Origin of the sequence: Candidatus Vicinibacter affinis (genome assembly GCA_016714365.1) — a bacterium.
GTDB classification, from domain to species: Bacteria; Bacteroidota; Bacteroidia; order Chitinophagales; family Saprospiraceae; genus Vicinibacter; species Vicinibacter affinis.
In genome coordinates this window covers 2141370-2157234 of sequence record JADJNH010000005.1, presented here as the reverse complement: position 1 = coordinate 2157234, position 15865 = coordinate 2141370, and the positions used below count along the sequence as shown (strand labels likewise).

The window sequence follows — 15865 nt, the reverse complement described above, 5'->3', positions numbered from 1 at the left end:
AAGGAATTTTGGGAAATGCACCCTTTGTAGGGAAGTACAAGGCGGAAAATCAATATCAACAACCCACCTTATTTTATCTTACAACGTCGACTTTTATCACTGAGGAGTGCCCTTCGCGGTCCATAATCATAAAGTGATGCCGGCCCGGCGGAGGAATAAAAGTAAGTTCAAATGGATAGTTGGAACTGGCAATATAGGTGTTGTCCATAAACCACATGATCTCTGCACCGGGATCCCTGTGAGTTGCCTTGAAGATCATGGGATTTTTTTGCAGATCCAGATCTACAGGTATCATAATCTGAGCATTGTGGTTGGGATAAATAAAGGCGAGCGTCCTGAATTGCTCAGCCCCCTTCTCCCGGCAATCCTCCCTTAATGGCGGCATGGCTTTGAATTCCGGATGTGCGGAGGCATAAAAGTATTCCATAGCCGGAGGCAACACAAACCAGTTCGCCTCTACAATTTGAGATTCACAATCCTTAAATACCCGAAAATTTAAAGTGGTATCCAGGAATATCTTTTGATGAAAAGTACAAGTTTTTAACAATTTGGAAGCTTTTGGAAGGTATTGTGTATCGATGTCCGTACAATATCTACCAGGGGTAAAGCCACTTTGTCTGCATACGGGTATAAATACCATGTCGTCATATGGGATTGTCCATTCTCGTTCGGCAGGAAGTAATTGTATAATTTCCTGCATCAATGGCGCGGCGGTTTGAATTCCTATCAAACCCGGTCTTGCCATTCCATTGGCATTCCCAATCCATACCACCACTGTGTAGTCAGGGTTAACTCCTACACACCAGGCATCCTTATATCCAAAAGAGGTGCCTGTTTTCAAGGCAATGGGGGAAAGCGAATTACGGGTGTGGATATTAAACTCCTCCTGATTCATCCCATGCAAACGCATGCTCTGAAACATGTGATGGATGGCCCCGGCAGTTTGAAGGTCAGGATTTGAGTTTAGTATATTCTGGTGAGGCTTTTCATTTTTTAACAAGCGTAAGTGGTAGTCAGAAAAATCAGGATATTTCTGTTGATGATCCTGGTATACATTCAGAGTATGTGCCAGATAAGCATACGTGCGTGCCAAATCGGCCATATTCACTTCTGCCCCACCCAATATCAAGGACAATCCATAGTCTTCCCAGGGTCTGAATAAATGAGAAAAACCAAATCTCTTAAGATTCGCATAAAACACAGGGATCCCGTATTCTTTTAACATCAGGACACTTGGGACATTCAATGATTTTTGAATTACTTCCCGGCAACTCACCGCTCCGGAATATTGTCGAGAAAAGTTTTCTGGTCTAAAACCATTTATTAACGTGGGAATATCAGGAACCAAAGAACCCGGACCAACCAAACCCAGATCCATCATGGCCACAAGCAGCAAAGGTTTTAAAACAGAACCTGAACTTCTCGGCGCATGAACCATGTCCACATCTGCGTTTCGGACAACTGAAGAATCCATACTGTTACCAAGATATGCCAGGATGTTCCCGGATTTATTTTCAACCACCAGGACAGCGAGATTATGAATTTCATTGGCTTTAAAAATGCGATGATGGTTTCTGCTGATCCGGATCACTTCATTTTGTAAATTCAAATCAATGGTTGAATTCATAATGGTTGCATCTCCTTTTAATTTGATGGCATATTCAAGTGCGTGAGGAGCATTTCTTGGAAGAACCAATGGTTTATCCGGAAGTGGTTCTTCAATGGACAGCGAATAAACATCTTGACTGATAATAATGGAATTATTTAAGTCCCTTAGTAAACGGTTGCGTTTTAAAAGCAGTTTTTCCCTGTTTTTTGAAAGATGTAACATGGAGGGTTGATTGGGTAAAACAGCAAACAGCGCGGCTTCTGCCCAACTAAGATCTTCAAGTCGTTTGTGATAATATTTCCAGATGGCTGTTTCTAATCCCACCACATTGGAACCAAATGGTGCCAAACCGGAATAGAGTTGAAGTATTTTTTCCTTGGAGTATAAAAATTCAAAACCAATGGTCAGATACATTTCTTCTAATTTTGTAAAAATGCTTCTTGACTTATTCTTAAGACACAATCTGGCCAATTGCATACTGATGGTACTGGCTCCGGAAATTACTTTTCCATTCTTCAGATTCTGGTAAAATGCTCTCACCAATGCAAATGGATCAATGCCAAAGTGCCGGTAGAAATTCTTATCCTCATAAAATATTAAAGCCTGCTTGTACGTCTCCGGCAATTTCTTTGTGATGGGAAAACGCCATTGCCCATCACAGGCTACTTTGGCTGACAAAAAAGCATCATGCTTATCCAACAATACGGCGGAATAACAAAATTGATCCAATGCATAACTAGCCTTCACTAATGATCCAAGCCACAAGATTGAACCTGCTGCACAAAACCAGGTAAATCTTCTGAGGATCATTCCTCCTATCTCGTTGATTTTATAATCAATTTGCCGGGTTTGTATCGAGCAAAAACAGATGGTTCGTACATGGCTTCACAGAAGAATTCCGGTGAAGAGAATGTACCTGCTGTAGCCGCAGTCAATGGTATGTTAATCAACATTTCCTTACTTGCAGACAAATCAAAATAATACATAACCCGATCATCACGAAAATCCTGATACTTGATATCCGTCCTATTACTTTCAATTCCTCCTACCCTAAGATTATTAATCTCCATACCGGAAGGAAAAACTGCCGTAAGTGCAAGATTTTTCAGATTGCCCAATTTACCATTTTGAGAGATTTGGACCCTTGCAATCAAGTCCTTTCCCTGAGGTAAATTTGCAAGGTCCACTTTCCTTCCTTCCTTATCCAGATAACTGACCAGCAATTTCAAGCCATTCGATTCTGAGACATTAATGGAAGAGGATAATTTTCCAAATTGTATGATTTGTACAGAGAGTGGAATGGAAGAATTGTTTTTGAATGTTAAATTATTTTGATTTTGATCCCCCAATGATTCCTGATAAGCAGCAAATTTTGAATTAATGTCTTTTGGTTGATTGTTCCAATCAAGCGTGAACTTCATTTCTGTAGAAACCGCTCCGTTTTTATTTAAAATCTTACCCATACTTAAAAGCAAAACGGACATTTCTTGCGTGGAAAAATATTTTTCAGCGGCAATTCTTTTAATAATTTTTTGAATCAATTTTGCTGATTCCGTTTTGTTTCCCATATCGTTTAGCACCATCGCAATAAAAGACTCATCGCGCATATCGGAACCATAATTAAAGTAATCATCCTGATAAGCCGGAACTTCCATAGCGGATCCTTCAATTAATTTCGCAGCGATTTCCTTTTTACCTGATAAGGCGTATGCTCCAGCCAGCAACCATTTACCCATCAAAGTCTTTTCCTGCTGCAACATCAGTCGGTTCATAGCTGCCCAATCGGCTCTACCTGCCACCGCCAATGTATACAATCTATAAGCTTGATTAAATTCAAGATTACTTGCATTATTGAATTTTAATTTGTTATAAGCAGCACAAGCTTTACGTTGATACTCATTCAGATTGTTCAACATTTCTTCAGGCACATTAAAGCCCTTGGATCTGGCTTCTGATAAGAAATGACCAACATAAGAGGATGCGTAATCATAAGTAGCTGCTTCACCTGGCCAATAACTGAATCCTCCATCAAATCGCTGAAAGCCTTTCAATTTCTGGATAGTCTTCCGCACATTTTCAGCACACAGATTCTTTTGTTCCTGACTCAACTCCATGACATCTGCCAGATAAAGCTGAGGAAATCCTGCAGATACAGTCTGCTCAACACATCCATGGGGATATTGAATTAATTTTTCAGCAAAATCTGTGAGCAATCCACCTGAGAATGAAGCAACATTGAGCAAGGTTTTTCTGGTTCCTGAAGTTCCATAAGCCGCAAGTGACTTTTGTATGGATTGTCCGGGCTCCACCCAAAATTCAGTTACACTCCTTGTAACCGGATTCGGATTGTCGATAAAAACTGTAACCGATGATTTATTCAAATACGCGCCTGAACTGCAAACTATGTCCAATCCAGACGGTCCAATTTTTCCTTTAGCTTTAATGTCAAAATATACTTTTTGCTCACCCGGCCGGTCAAAATTTACAGTCTTTTGGCTTGGACCTACAATTTCAATTCCATCTCTTGCAGTTACTTTTACATCTACTTTAGAAATGTTCTTCTCGTGAACGAAAACTGTAACTGGCACTTGTATGTTGTCATCTGTCGCCATCACGCGTGGAAAATTGATGCTGCTCATCAATTCACTTTTAACTTTCACCTGTTTTTCTGCTGATCCATAAGCATTTTGGTTGTTGGCTACAACCATCACTCTGACCTCACCGATGTAATTGGAAATGGTAAACCGATGTTTGTTTTTGGTCTTTGGTTTAAGATGTTGCACTCCTGTTGACAGAACAACAGAAGAAAATCTTTTCATCTTGGCAAGATCTTCTGCGGATACTTGTTGATCACCACCAATACTGAATATTTTTTGAAAGGAGGCACCATGAACGCCGATAATAGAATTGTAGTTATCCCAGGTCATCATCCTCATGGCTTCTTTTTGTAAGAAGAAATCGTAAGGATTTGGCGTTTTGAATCTTGTCAAATTCAATAATCCTTCGTCTACCACAAACAATTGGTAAGCCATCTCTTTACCGGAGGCTTCGTTGACTTCGATTTCAAATTCCTGATCCGGTTTGATGGACTCGGCCATTTGGATACCGGGTTGCAATTTTCGATTTTCATTTTGTACCATGATTGGAATTACACCAAACATACGTACAGGCAAATCATTGACTACATCTTTGACAGGTTGGATCAGACTTACATCTGCATAAACGTTTGGTTCCATCTGATCTTCAATATCAAAAGTGAAACTGGTCCTGTCTTTCTGTGCAGCAAGCTGAAAATGCTTGATAATTTTATTCTCCTTGATAATGCAAATTTGATATTGTCCTGAAACGGCACCCGGCAGATATAAAGTTGCTTTTTCTCCAATTTTATAGGACTCTTTATCGGCCTTAAAATTCAGCACATGCACAAAGTCTTTGTTCTGATCATTTTCTTCATATGGCCAACCGGTATAAAAATAATCTCCGGATGTTTGATTCGTAACCAGATTTGTTACTCTGATGTAATAGCGATCGTAATCCTTCATGGTGAAGCTGACTTTTGCCTTTCCATTGGCATCGGTCTGCGTCATTTTTTGAGAAACCAGTTTTCTAAAATTACTGTGTGTGTATTGTCCGTTTTGGGCTCTAATCTCATACCACCATTCCCAATTTACGGTGAACAACTCAACTTTTAATTTACGATTTGCAACAGATTGTTCAGCATCGGTCAACACCGCCAGTTCAAACTCCTGAGATTCATTTACTGGATATAGTTTTCCAAAATTAGTTTCCGGACATTTGATTCCCACATATTCAGGAAACATCTTAATGTTTTTTTCATAATAATCAGTGCTCATGTCCCCTTCATCAAAAATTCTGGAAACAAACACCGCTTGAATATCCCCATTAAACATGGATCTGTTTAAGGTACCTAAATCCAAAATTGTCTTTCCCGCTTCATTAAGATTTCCATCGATGATATCCAATTGACCACTTACTTTTAGTTTTTCAGGATCATCAAAATTAAAATCCTTCCACTTTTTAAACACAGGAGGTTTTTGTTCATAATGAAGCTCTACTTTGACTTGTTTGCCGTTAGCCGCAGCTCCATGCAAATATTCAGCTGCTAAAGGAACATTTGGCAATTCTGCCCCAGGTTTCCAGTTTGCAGGAAAATCGACCAATACTTTAAATCGGTTGGGCTTTACTGTTTCTACTTTAAGGGTATGTTCAAAAACCCCGGGTCCGGCTTGTAAGACCGCTTTATAGTTACCTGTTATTCCGGATAAGGAAATTGGAATTTTAAAAGCGTACAATCCAAATAAATTTTGAGTCAATTGTTGTGTAAAGACTGTTTGGCCATTGGGTGATTTTACTTCCAATTTTATGGGAAACTGGGACGGTATTGATTTTCCGGATTGTGCCACCACTGCATTCAGTAAAATGGTGTCTCCAGGTCTCCAAATACCTCGCTCAGCATAGATAAATGCCTTGAGCCCTGACTCTGATTTGGCTCCACTGACATCAAATTCACTTAATGGTAAACTTCCTGATTCCTGGAGTTTAAGGTATGCATAGTGCTTATTTAATTTGGCAACTGCATAGGCTGGCATTTTTTTAGTTTCAGGATGAAAAACACCTTTACCATCGGTGGATCCGGATTGTATCACCTGCAATTGCTGATCGTAGAAAGTTACCTCTGCTGATTTTGAAGGAAGGCCATCATTGATGTTAAACACCGAAACAAATGTTTGGCCTCCATCTTCTGAACTTTTGCAAGTCATGGCAATATCAGAAGCGAGTATGCTTTTACGTGCAAAATTATGGGAAGAATAATAGGATTGACAGCAAGGATCTTCATAATCATAGCAAGTCATAGTTGATTCCGAACCTTCATATTCATAATTACCCCATGGACTCCAGATGGAGGTATATTCCTTGGTTCCGCTGAAATCATCATATTCATTTAAAACCAATTTTCGTTTTCCTGCTGCGCAAGGAAAGTTTGAATAGTCGGGTTGAAACCCTATTCTAACTTCGTAAATCGCTCCGGGTTCCGGCGTAATCATTTTACTTAAATCCAGCCCATAAGTCAACCAGGTCTGACGATTGGAATTGGGATTAATATTTTCCAGCACGATTGTTTGCTGATGGATTATGCGTCCTAATTTTATCATATTGTAAACATCTTCCTGAAAATCCAGATGCATATTGTACAACACATTGTTGGAGAAAATTTTAAAAATCTCCACATCCACTTTTTTCAAATTTATAGCTTCAAAAGGGAGTATGAGATTTTCAGAAACCGGTAATATATTTCCTGGAGAAGTAAATCTAACTTTTGGTTTTTCCTCATTAAAACTAAATTCGAAATTAAATTCACGATCCAGTAATTTTCCTCCCTTACTCTTGATGTTCTTATCAAAAATCAATTTCACTTTGCTGGTCTGAAACTGGTCACTAAACTTAACATGAATCAGATCCAATTCTTTGCGCAATTCAAGGCTGCTGCTGTCCGGCTCAAGCCTTACGAGTCCTCTTAAATCCTGTGCCTGATCGAGCGGATCAGAAAAATAAGCGATGACCGTTTTTTGAATTTCCGATCCTGTTTCAATTCCCGTAACTACAAAACTGGCTGAGGAAGGTATCTCAAATTTCTTTTCCTGCAAAGTGTTCTTCTCTTCAGGTGTTTCACTCCACTTAATACTCAACGATTCAGTTTGGGAGGTTCTTGGAATGGAAGATATTTTGTATAATATTTCTCCATTTTGATTTTTAGTAAATTGATATTTTAATGCACCGGCAGAACTATGCTTAATTTCAAACAAATTAGCCAGAGTTTCTTCTGACAATTCATCGCTTGGCACAACATTGGCTTCCAGCATAAGCGCCCCATCTTTCTCCGGGTCAACCCTCAAATATTTCCATCGTACCTGAACGACAATCGGTTCAATGACAAACTTAAAATTCATTACAGACAATGAGTCCGGTACATCCTTAAACAGCTTGGCAAGTTGCAGATTTGCTTCGTATTCTTTCGAACTGATTTCTTGATCTGCGGCAGGAAGAAAGCTTAAGGTATATGCGTTGGTCCAACTCAATTTCCCTTTAAGGCCGGGAGAGAAGGTCAGCAAGCCTGGATCGGCATCCTGACCAATTTGGGATTCGTCAATGGGGCTTTGGTTGAAATGAATTTTTATACCGTCTGATCTCTTTACATTTCCGGCTTGAATACCATTTATATAGGTTTGGAAAGCCTGTGGATTCTTTAGAAAATCAACCGAGTTTTTTTTACTGCACGACCAACTGAGCAGGATAAAAAACATCCAAAGTCTGGCTAAATTCATTCCATTCATTTTTTAATTTTTATTGAGGTGAAATTCTAAGTACCAATTCAAGCAAAAGGTCTTCCTGTGAAACTCCTGCCACATCCACTCCTTTCGATTTAAGATCATATTCCTTCAGCATTGAAAAAATCTGTTCCAATTCTGCGACACTGTACTTTCCAGCTGCTTCCTTGTATTCCTTGATATAAGAACTGAAGGAAAGTTTAAGTATCGACATCAGTTCCTGATCACTTTTCGAAAGATAATGTTTTGTAAGCCAAATCTTTGAGAAATGATTATAAATCGAGGTAATGCAAGGTATGAGTGGATTTGTCTTGATGTGCAAGACGAGATTTTTTGTTATCAAATAAATCTTTCTTTTGTCTTTTTGGGAAAACGCCTTACACAATTCGAACACATTGTATTCCTTACTGATTCCAATGTGCTCTGAAACTTGATCCTTGTTCACCTTGCTGCCTTCCTCGAGATTGACCCGAAGTTTTTGGAGTTCGTTGTTGATTTGACTTAAGTCATTTCCAATGTATTCTGCAACCAACATGGCGGCCTCCTGATCCAATTTCAGTTTTAGGCCGGAAGCTAAATTGGAAATAAAAGCCGGCAGCTGTGAATCGTAAATTCCTTTTGATTCAAAAAAAACGTGTTTTTCTTTTAAAGTCTTGACCCAGGCAGACCTGCCGTCGGGTTTTTTGTTTTTGTAAGCAATTACCAGTGTGGTGGTAGGTACCGGTTGCTTAAAATAAGTCTCCAATACGTCCCAGTCTTTTAAATCCTGTGCCTCCTTGACCACCACCAATTTTTTGTCCCCCATAAAAGGAAATTGCCGGCAGTATTCAACCAAAGCCCTGGTGGTAGTATCTTTTCCGTAGACCACCTGAAGGTTAAAATCTTTCTGTGACTCAGGCACCAGATTATTCTCTGCTTCTTTTACCAGACTGTCGATGAAATAATCTTCATCTCCGGTCAAAAAGTAAACCGGCTTTACTTTGCCGCCACCAAAATCCTTCAATATAGCCTGGTAATCCATCCTCTTGTTGATAATCCAATCCGTAAAATTAAACAGGACCTGACTATCTTTGGGCTTTCATCGAAGAATTAATATGAATAAAAAGTTAATCCTGGTCACCAATGATGATGGCATTTTTGCTCCGGGTCTAAAGGCCCTGGTCGAAATAGCTAAAAACCATGGTGAGGTGGTGGTGGTGGCTCCTAATTCCCCACAATCAGGCATGGGGCACGCAATCACTATGAATCTCCCACTCAGGCTCCATAAAATAGACGTTTTTGAGGATGTAGAATCCTATGAATGCAGTGGGACTCCGGTTGACTGTGTAAAACTTGCAAAAAATGTGTTGCTCAAAGAAAGGACCATTGATCTTTGTCTTTCGGGTATAAACCATGGGTCAAATGCCTCTATCAACATTATCTACTCCGGTACCATGTCCGCTGCTATGGAAGCAAGTTTGGAGGGAATTCCAAGCATTGGATTTTCACTGTTGGACTATTCATTTGATGCGGATTTTTGGCAGGCCATGCCGCACATTGACTTTTTGATAGACAAAGTACTCAATGAAGGAATTAATCATTGCAAACTTTTAAACGTCAACATTCCGAAATTAACCCGGAAGGAAATCAAAGGCATTAAGATTTGCCGGCAATCTGAAGGAAACTGGGTGGAAGAATTCAAAGAGGGAAAAGATCCCCGAAATCAGACTTACTATTGGTTGACGGGCCAGTTTTTATGGGATGACCCTCATGAGGACACGGACCTTTGGGCCCTTGATCATGGTTTTATCAGTGTAGTACCTTCCGGACATGACCTTACTGTTCACAAGGCCCTTCCTGCCAATGCTCATTTAGAAAATCAGACAAAATGAATTTATACCCTCCTTCCACCCACCCCTACAACAAAGTTTACGTCGGAATTCTGGCGGGACTGATTTTACCTTTTGTAGGTTATGCCATCCTTCTGATGATTTATGACTTTCTTGATAACCAGGACATCATCAGCAGCATTGGAATGTCACCAAATTTCAGAGAACGGACCATTGGTCTGATTGCTTTAATACTCAATGCAATTCCTATGCAAATTTTTAGCCGACGCTATTGGCAGGATGCGATGAGAGGAGTTGTCTTTCCGACGCTGGCCTATGTAATCATATGGATGTATTTGTATGGTTTTGAATTATTAAAATTCTAGTGTCAAAGAATATTTACATTATTGCCGGCGAGGCTTCGGGTGATTTGTATGGCAGTAAATTATTAGCGGCCTTGCATTCGATAGACCCCGGATTGAAGGCCAGGGGTTGGGGTGGACAGAAAATGGCTGCCGAAGGATGTGTGTTGGAAGTCCGTTATGAAGATGCCAGCTTCATGGGTTTTGCAGAGGTTATCATGAACCTTAGAAAAATTTTGGGTCTCTTCAAACTTACTAAAAAAAGTATACTGGCGGACAAACCTGATGCCCTCATCCTCATTGATTATCCAGGGTTTAATCTCAGAATGGCAGAGTGGGCAAAAAAACAAAACATCAAAGTATATTTCTACATTGCCCCTCAAGCATGGGCCTGGAAGGAAAACCGGGTAATAAAATTGAGAAAATATGTGGACAAGTTATTTGTCATCCTTCCTTTTGAAAAAGAATTTTTCCATAATCATGGAATAAGCGCTTATTATTTTGGTCATCCATTGATGCACCACATCAGAGAATTTAAAGCAGATCCCGAATTTCGTAAAAAAAATAAGTTGGACGAAAGACCGATCATTGCATTGTTACCGGGCAGCAGAAGACAGGAAATTATGACCATGCTGAAAGTATTTTTAGAAGGTTTGGAAAATTTCCGGGAGTATCAAGTGGTGATAGGAGGATTGGAACATCATCGCCAACTTTATCAGGACATTATCCAAAATAGTCATGTGCCTTGCAAGGTGATTTATCAGGACACTTACAACTTGCTAACCGTCAGCACAGCCGCTTTGGTAACCAGTGGAACAGCCACGCTGGAGACAGCATTATTTGGTGTCCCCCAAATCGTTTGCTACAAAGGAAACTGGATATCTTATCAAATTGCAAAACGGCTGATAAAAGTAAAATTCATCAGTCTGGTAAATCTGATTGCCGGTAAAAAAATCATTGAGGAATTGATTCAGAATGAAATGAATCCAATTCGAATTAATCATGAACTTGAGAATTTACTGGAACCAAAAAAATACCAGGAGATCAAAAATGCCTACAGCCATTTGCACGAAATGCTGATATTGCCAGACACTGAAAAGAAGATTGCCGAAGTGATTTATAAAGATTTATAGTTTACCGCTTTAACTGGAAATATTTTTTGTGCCAAATTCCTGAGACATCCTTTAAATCATCAGGACCTGATTGAATCGTAGATTATATTTCAAACTCCTCCAGGCTTTTCTGTGACCTCAACTTAAATAATTCGAAAAGCATGGTGCCGAATTTTTTGAATCCATCCAATTGTTGTACGGGCAAAACTTTATGTTGCGTATGAATGACCAAATAAAAATTCATTCCCTCCATATTAAATTCTTTCTGTTGTTCAATTAAATTCAAAATGTCGGAATCAAAGTAATACCTAATCACACTTTCGAATTCTCCTGTAAGTTTGAATTCTTTGGAAAATTCAGGATGGGTATTAAAATCAATGTCTTTAAATCCAAACCACTCAATCAAAACATCAAAAAAATTCTCAGGTTTTAACCTGAATTGCGGAAGAGACAGCGCTTTAGAATCAAAGAACTGAACACTTTGAGAATAAGTGTGAGATGATTTTCCGGTGGAAATGGTATAGTCATAATCAAACATAAAATGTTCCGGATCCATCTCCCGGTCGATTATCAGGTTTTTTATTTTCCGTTGAGTCCCCTGTTTAAAAAGTTCAAAAGCTTGAACCTGCTTGAGCATTCCAATGGCTGCACTCTCACTGTAAACCATTCCGGCATTGTAGGCAAAATTCCTGATGGCAGCGTTCCGATCTCTTTCCTGGTCGGCACCAGTAATGATGTCCCATAAACCCATGACAAATGTATTTTATAGTTTGAATGTTAATTGGTCAATTCGATTTTTTTTTCCACTGCTTTAAAGTCGGCTTCATCATTGGAAGCTATGACAATTATTCTGTCTGATTTATGCTCTTCCAGCAAACTAAAATACCAATTTTTTGTAAAGTCATCAAGATTGGACAAAGGTTCATCCAGAAAAACAATTTGTGAACGAGTCAAAAGCGCCAATGCCAGCTTCAAGCGCTGCTTCATTCCGGAAGAAAAATTTTTGATAAATTTATCTTTATGTGGTTCAAGGAAACAAATTTTTAAAAAATCATCAATACTCAAATTACCCGTAAATTCCTTATGACACAAGTACAATTCCAAAAATTCATTTACACTGAGATAGTCGTAAAGATCTGCATAGGGGGCTGCAAAACTAAAATGTCGGAACCATAGATGATCCTCAATGGCCACACCATTTGATTGATAGATTATCTTTCCTTTTGTGGGGATAATTAATCCTGCCATTAAATGCATCAAGGTGGTTTTTCCCGAACCGTTGGCACCGGAAAGCCCGTAAACTTTTCCTGCGGTGAGATTGAGGTTAAGATCTTTAATTACCCAATAATTGTTTGAGTATCTTTTGTAGAGATGCTCTGCAAAAATCTCCATCTGAATTAACGTCGATGTCCTTTCATGATTCCCCTGTTGCTACCCTGGATAAATTCCAAAATGACCGTCTTTTCTTCAGACTCAGGAAGTTCCTCCCTGATCATATTCACTGCCTTGGTGATGTTTCGGTATTTAATGAACAGGTAACGATATATTTCATGGATGCGGTCAATTTGCTCTTTTTGAAAACCTCTTCGACGCAATCCAATCGCATTTACTCCTTCGTAAATCAAAGGTTCTCTAGCGGCTTTGGCAAATGGTGGAATGTCCTTGGTGACAAGTGAGCCACCGCCTACCATCACATGTGCCCCTATTTTTACAAATTGGTGAACAGCGGTCAGTCCACCTAAAATGGCGTGATCCCCTATATCTATATGCCCGGCAAGATTGACGTTGTTGGCAAGAATTACATGATTTCCCACGAAACAATCATGTGCCACATGAACATAAGCCATAAGGAGGCAATGTGCACCTATTTTTGTGGTCATAGAAGCCTTTGTCCCTCTGTTTAAGGTACAATATTCTCTGACTATGGTGTGGTCGCCTATTTCTAACAGTGAATTCTCCCCTTCGAATTTAAGGTCTTGTGGAACAGCGCCCACTACGGCGCCCGGAAAGATTTTTACATTATCTCCAATTCTTGCCCCGTTCATAATGGTAACATAGGGTCCAATCCAACAATTTTGACCAATGACGACATCCGATTGAATGGTTACAAACGGCTCTACAGATGTGCCGGTTCCAATTTTGGCTCCCGGACTAATGTTGGTCTGGATAGAAATCATGAATCTCTCTTTATAATTTGCGCGGTCAACTCGGCTTCACAAACCACCTTGGTGCCCACATACGCAGTGCCGGCCATCTGGACCAACCCCCGACGAATTGGCGAAATTAACTCCATTTTTAGTATTAAGGTGTCTCCGGGAACAACTTTTTGACGAAACTTGGCATTATCGACTTTTAGAAAATAAGTATCCCAAAGATGTGGATCCTGTTGTTGGCTTAATGCATAAACCCCTCCGGTTTGAGCCAAAGCCTCCAGTAGCAGCATTCCAGGGAATACCGGGTTGTTGGGGAAGTGGCCCATGAAGATGGCCTCATTCATGGTCACATTCTTTACTCCGACCACTTGACTGTTAGTCACTTCAATGATCTTGTCTACCAGTAGGAAAGGATATCGGTGCGGAAGCATGGATTGAATGTCCACCGTATTGAATACCGGATTCTTATCCGGATCGTATGTAGGCAAACCCCTTAACTTCTTTTGCTCGATCATTTTCTTCTTCAGGACCTTCGCAAATTCTACATTTGATTTGTGTCCTGACTTCTTAGTCACGATTTTGCCGAGTATTGGCTTTCCCAATAAAGTGAGATCGCCCAGAACATCCAATAATTTATGCCTGGCCGGTTCGTTGGAAAAATGCAAAGTCAACGTATTCAAAACTCCCTCCCGTTCAACTTTAACCGAAGGTTTATTTAATTTTCTTGCCAATTCGTCCAGATCTTCCTGATTCATCAGCCGATCTACAATGACAATTGCATTATCCAGATCACCTCCCTTAATTAGATTTTGTTCCAGCAAACGCTCCAGTTCATGCAAAAAGACAAAGGTCCTGCAAGGTGCGATGTCAGATTTGTAATTTTCCAATCCATCGAGTGAGGCGAATTGCTGCCCAAGTGTTTTGGAATTAAAATCAATCATGGAAGTTAACTCAAAATGATCTGACGGGATGGCCATGTACTCCGCGCCGGTGTCTTCGTCTTCAAATGAAATGGATTCACTGATGATGAAATAATCCTTGTCCTGATCCTGTTCTTTGATTCCACTTTTTTCAATGGCCTGTACAAATTGGATTGAACTGCCATCCAAAATAGGAATTTCGGGTCCATCCAATTCAATCATTACATTGTCAATTCCCATTCCCGTAAGGGCTGAAAGGGTGTGTTCCACAGTCCACACCTGGGCTATTCCTTCCTGAAGTGTGGTCCCTCTGTTGGTTGAAATTACTTTGGAAGTGTCGGCAATGATCACCGGTTGCTCCGGAAGATCAATTCTTTTAAACTTAATCCCATGATCGGCCGCAGCGGGCATAAAACGCATGGAGACTTTGGCTCCAGTATGCAAACCGACTCCCTGGATTAAAATATCCTCTGCAATAGTTCTCTGCTTCATATTTAACTCTTGGTCAATTCTGAATTCTTAAGGAGTTTTTCTAGTTCGTGTATTTTTTTTCCAAGTTCAGGAAGTTTTTTAAATTCACTGTAGGATCTTAAAAAACTGAAATAATCCATTGCCGGCGAACCATACCATTTGGTATTTTCCTCCAGCACATTGCTCACCATTCCACTCTGAGCCTGCACCATGGTGCCATCTGCTATTTGTATATGCCCTACGATTCCTACCTGTCCACCAATCACACAGTTGTTGCCAATTTTAGCACTGCCGGCAATTCCAGCCTGTGCAGCAATTACCGTATTTTCTCCAATTTGTACATTATGAGCTACCTGAATAAGGTTGTCCAACTTTGTCCCCTTCCCTATCACCGTTGACCCCATGGTGCCCCGGTCGATACAAGTATTGGAACCGATTTCAACATTGTCCCCCACCAGTACATTTCCTATTTGCGCAATTTTAGTATAGGTGCGGTCTTCTTTGGGTGCAAATCCAAACCCATCACTCCCAATTACTACATTTGAATGAAGGATGCAATGCGCACCAATCTCACATTCATGGTAAACCTTGACCCCAGAATGCAATACGGTCCCATTGCCAATCTTCACATTTTTTCCTACAAAAACCTGCGGATGCAGGATGCAATTCTTGCCAATGGTGGCCCCCTCCTCAATCACGACAAAAGCGTGTATGGTGGCTTCAGGGTCAATCACCGCTGAAGGTGCTACCTGGGACATTGCATGAACTCCCCCCGTCTCAGTAGATTTGGTTTCAAATGCTGCAAGAAGTTGACTTACAGTCTGATAAACATTTTCAACTTTCAAAAGGGCCACACTGACCGGTTCCTTTGGCACAAAATCATTTTGTACAATAACCAGTGATGCTTGTGTGGTGTATAAATGGGGTTCATACTTAGGGTTGGCCAGAAAGCAAACGCTTCCCGGGGTACCTTCTTCAATTTTACTCGGTTTATCAAGGACAATACCCGGATCCCCGATCAAAGTTCCTTGTACAAGCTTTGCTAATTCGCCTGCTTTGATTTTCATTAAGCAAAAGTACAAG

11 protein-coding genes are annotated in these 15865 nt (G+C 40.2%); 3 read left to right on the top strand and 8 right to left on the bottom strand.

The window, feature by feature from the left end:
- Nucleotides 1–73 precede the first annotated feature (73 nt).
- Genes pbpC through holA form a run of 3 tightly spaced genes read right to left on the bottom strand, consistent with a single transcriptional unit; the run spans nucleotide 74 to nucleotide 8977 of the window.
- A complete protein-coding gene (pbpC, locus tag IPJ53_08515) occupies nucleotides 74–2419 on the bottom strand; it encodes a penicillin-binding protein 1C (GenBank protein ID MBK7799142.1) in 2346 nt (781 codons plus the stop codon).
- Nucleotides 2420–2424: 5 nt separating this feature from the next.
- A complete protein-coding gene (locus IPJ53_08510; GenBank protein ID MBK7799141.1) occupies nucleotides 2425–7953 on the bottom strand; it encodes a hypothetical protein in 5529 nt (1842 codons plus the stop codon).
- A gap of 19 nt (nucleotides 7954–7972) precedes the next feature.
- Nucleotides 7973–8977 carry a DNA polymerase III subunit delta gene (gene holA / locus IPJ53_08505; protein ID MBK7799140.1) on the bottom strand — a complete coding sequence of 335 codons (1005 nt, stop codon included), beginning with the start codon at nucleotides 8975–8977 and terminating at the stop codon, nucleotides 7973–7975.
- Nucleotides 8978–9050: 73 nt separating this feature from the next.
- Here holA and surE point away from each other — a divergent pair, with 73 nt between their 5' ends.
- Genes surE through lpxB form a run of 3 tightly spaced genes read left to right on the top strand, consistent with a single transcriptional unit; the run spans nucleotide 9051 to nucleotide 11259 of the window.
- Entirely contained in the window at nucleotides 9051–9827 is a 777-nt protein-coding gene (gene surE / locus IPJ53_08500) for a 5'/3'-nucleotidase SurE (protein ID MBK7799139.1), read from the top strand.
- A complete protein-coding gene (locus tag IPJ53_08495) occupies nucleotides 9824–10150 on the top strand; it encodes a hypothetical protein (protein MBK7799138.1) in 327 nt (108 codons plus the stop codon). The genes surE and IPJ53_08495 overlap by 4 nt, the downstream gene beginning before the upstream one ends.
- Nucleotides 10151–10161: 11 nt before the next feature.
- Complete coding sequence (lpxB, locus tag IPJ53_08490) at nucleotides 10162–11259, top strand: lipid-A-disaccharide synthase (GenBank protein MBK7799137.1); 1098 nt, start codon at nucleotides 10162–10164, stop codon at nucleotides 11257–11259.
- An 82-nt stretch (nucleotides 11260–11341) separates the two neighbouring features.
- On the opposite strand, the gene IPJ53_08485 is transcribed toward lpxB, so the two are convergent.
- From IPJ53_08485 to lpxD, 5 genes are read right to left on the bottom strand one after another with little or no spacing between them, the layout of a single operon-like run.
- The gene (locus tag IPJ53_08485) at nucleotides 11342–11989 is read right to left on the bottom strand and encodes a hypothetical protein (protein ID MBK7799136.1); all 648 of its coding nucleotides are present in this window, start codon (nucleotides 11987–11989) and stop codon (nucleotides 11342–11344) included.
- Between the two features lie 26 nt (nucleotides 11990–12015).
- On the bottom strand, nucleotides 12016–12630 hold the full coding sequence (locus tag IPJ53_08480) for an ABC transporter ATP-binding protein (GenBank protein MBK7799135.1): 615 nt from the start codon (nucleotides 12628–12630) through the stop codon (nucleotides 12016–12018).
- Between the two features lie 5 nt (nucleotides 12631–12635).
- Entirely contained in the window at nucleotides 12636–13415 is a 780-nt protein-coding gene (gene lpxA / locus IPJ53_08475; protein MBK7799134.1) for an acyl-ACP--UDP-N-acetylglucosamine O-acyltransferase, read from the bottom strand.
- Nucleotides 13412–14803: a bifunctional UDP-3-O-[3-hydroxymyristoyl] N-acetylglucosamine deacetylase/3-hydroxyacyl-ACP dehydratase gene (locus IPJ53_08470; GenBank protein MBK7799133.1), complete on the bottom strand. Its 1392-nt coding sequence runs from the start codon at nucleotides 14801–14803 to the stop codon at nucleotides 13412–13414. Before IPJ53_08470 ends, lpxA begins: the two co-directional genes overlap by 4 nt.
- Nucleotides 14804–14805: 2 nt before the next feature.
- A complete protein-coding gene (gene lpxD / locus IPJ53_08465; protein MBK7799132.1) occupies nucleotides 14806–15849 on the bottom strand; it encodes a UDP-3-O-(3-hydroxymyristoyl)glucosamine N-acyltransferase in 1044 nt (347 codons plus the stop codon).
- Nucleotides 15850–15865: the final 16 nt, after the last annotated feature.

Excerpts from the sequence above, each read along its gene's own strand:
- lpxD (MBK7799132.1), bottom strand. The coding sequence starts at position 15,849 with ATGAAAATCAAAGCAGGCGAATTAGCAAAGCTTGTACAAGGAACTTTG.
- IPJ53_08480 (MBK7799135.1), bottom strand. The coding sequence starts at position 12,630 with ATGGAGATTTTTGCAGAGCATCTCTACAAAAGATACTCAAACAATTAT.
- IPJ53_08485 (MBK7799136.1), bottom strand. The coding sequence starts at position 11,989 with ATGGGTTTATGGGACATCATTACTGGTGCCGACCAGGAAAGAGATCGG.
- IPJ53_08510 (MBK7799141.1), bottom strand. The coding sequence starts at position 7,953 with ATGAATTTAGCCAGACTTTGGATGTTTTTTATCCTGCTCAGTTGGTCG.
- holA (MBK7799140.1), bottom strand. The coding sequence starts at position 8,977 with ATGGATTACCAGGCTATATTGAAGGATTTTGGTGGCGGCAAAGTAAAG.
- pbpC (MBK7799142.1), bottom strand. The coding sequence starts at position 2,419 with ATGATCCTCAGAAGATTTACCTGGTTTTGTGCAGCAGGTTCAATCTTG.
- IPJ53_08470 (MBK7799133.1), bottom strand. The coding sequence starts at position 14,803 with ATGAAGCAGAGAACTATTGCAGAGGATATTTTAATCCAGGGAGTCGGT.
- lpxA (MBK7799134.1), bottom strand. The coding sequence starts at position 13,415 with ATGATTTCTATCCAGACCAACATTAGTCCGGGAGCCAAAATTGGAACC.
- IPJ53_08495 (MBK7799138.1), top strand. The coding sequence starts at position 9,824 with ATGAATTTATACCCTCCTTCCACCCACCCCTACAACAAAGTTTACGTC.
- surE (MBK7799139.1), top strand. The coding sequence starts at position 9,051 with ATGAATAAAAAGTTAATCCTGGTCACCAATGATGATGGCATTTTTGCT.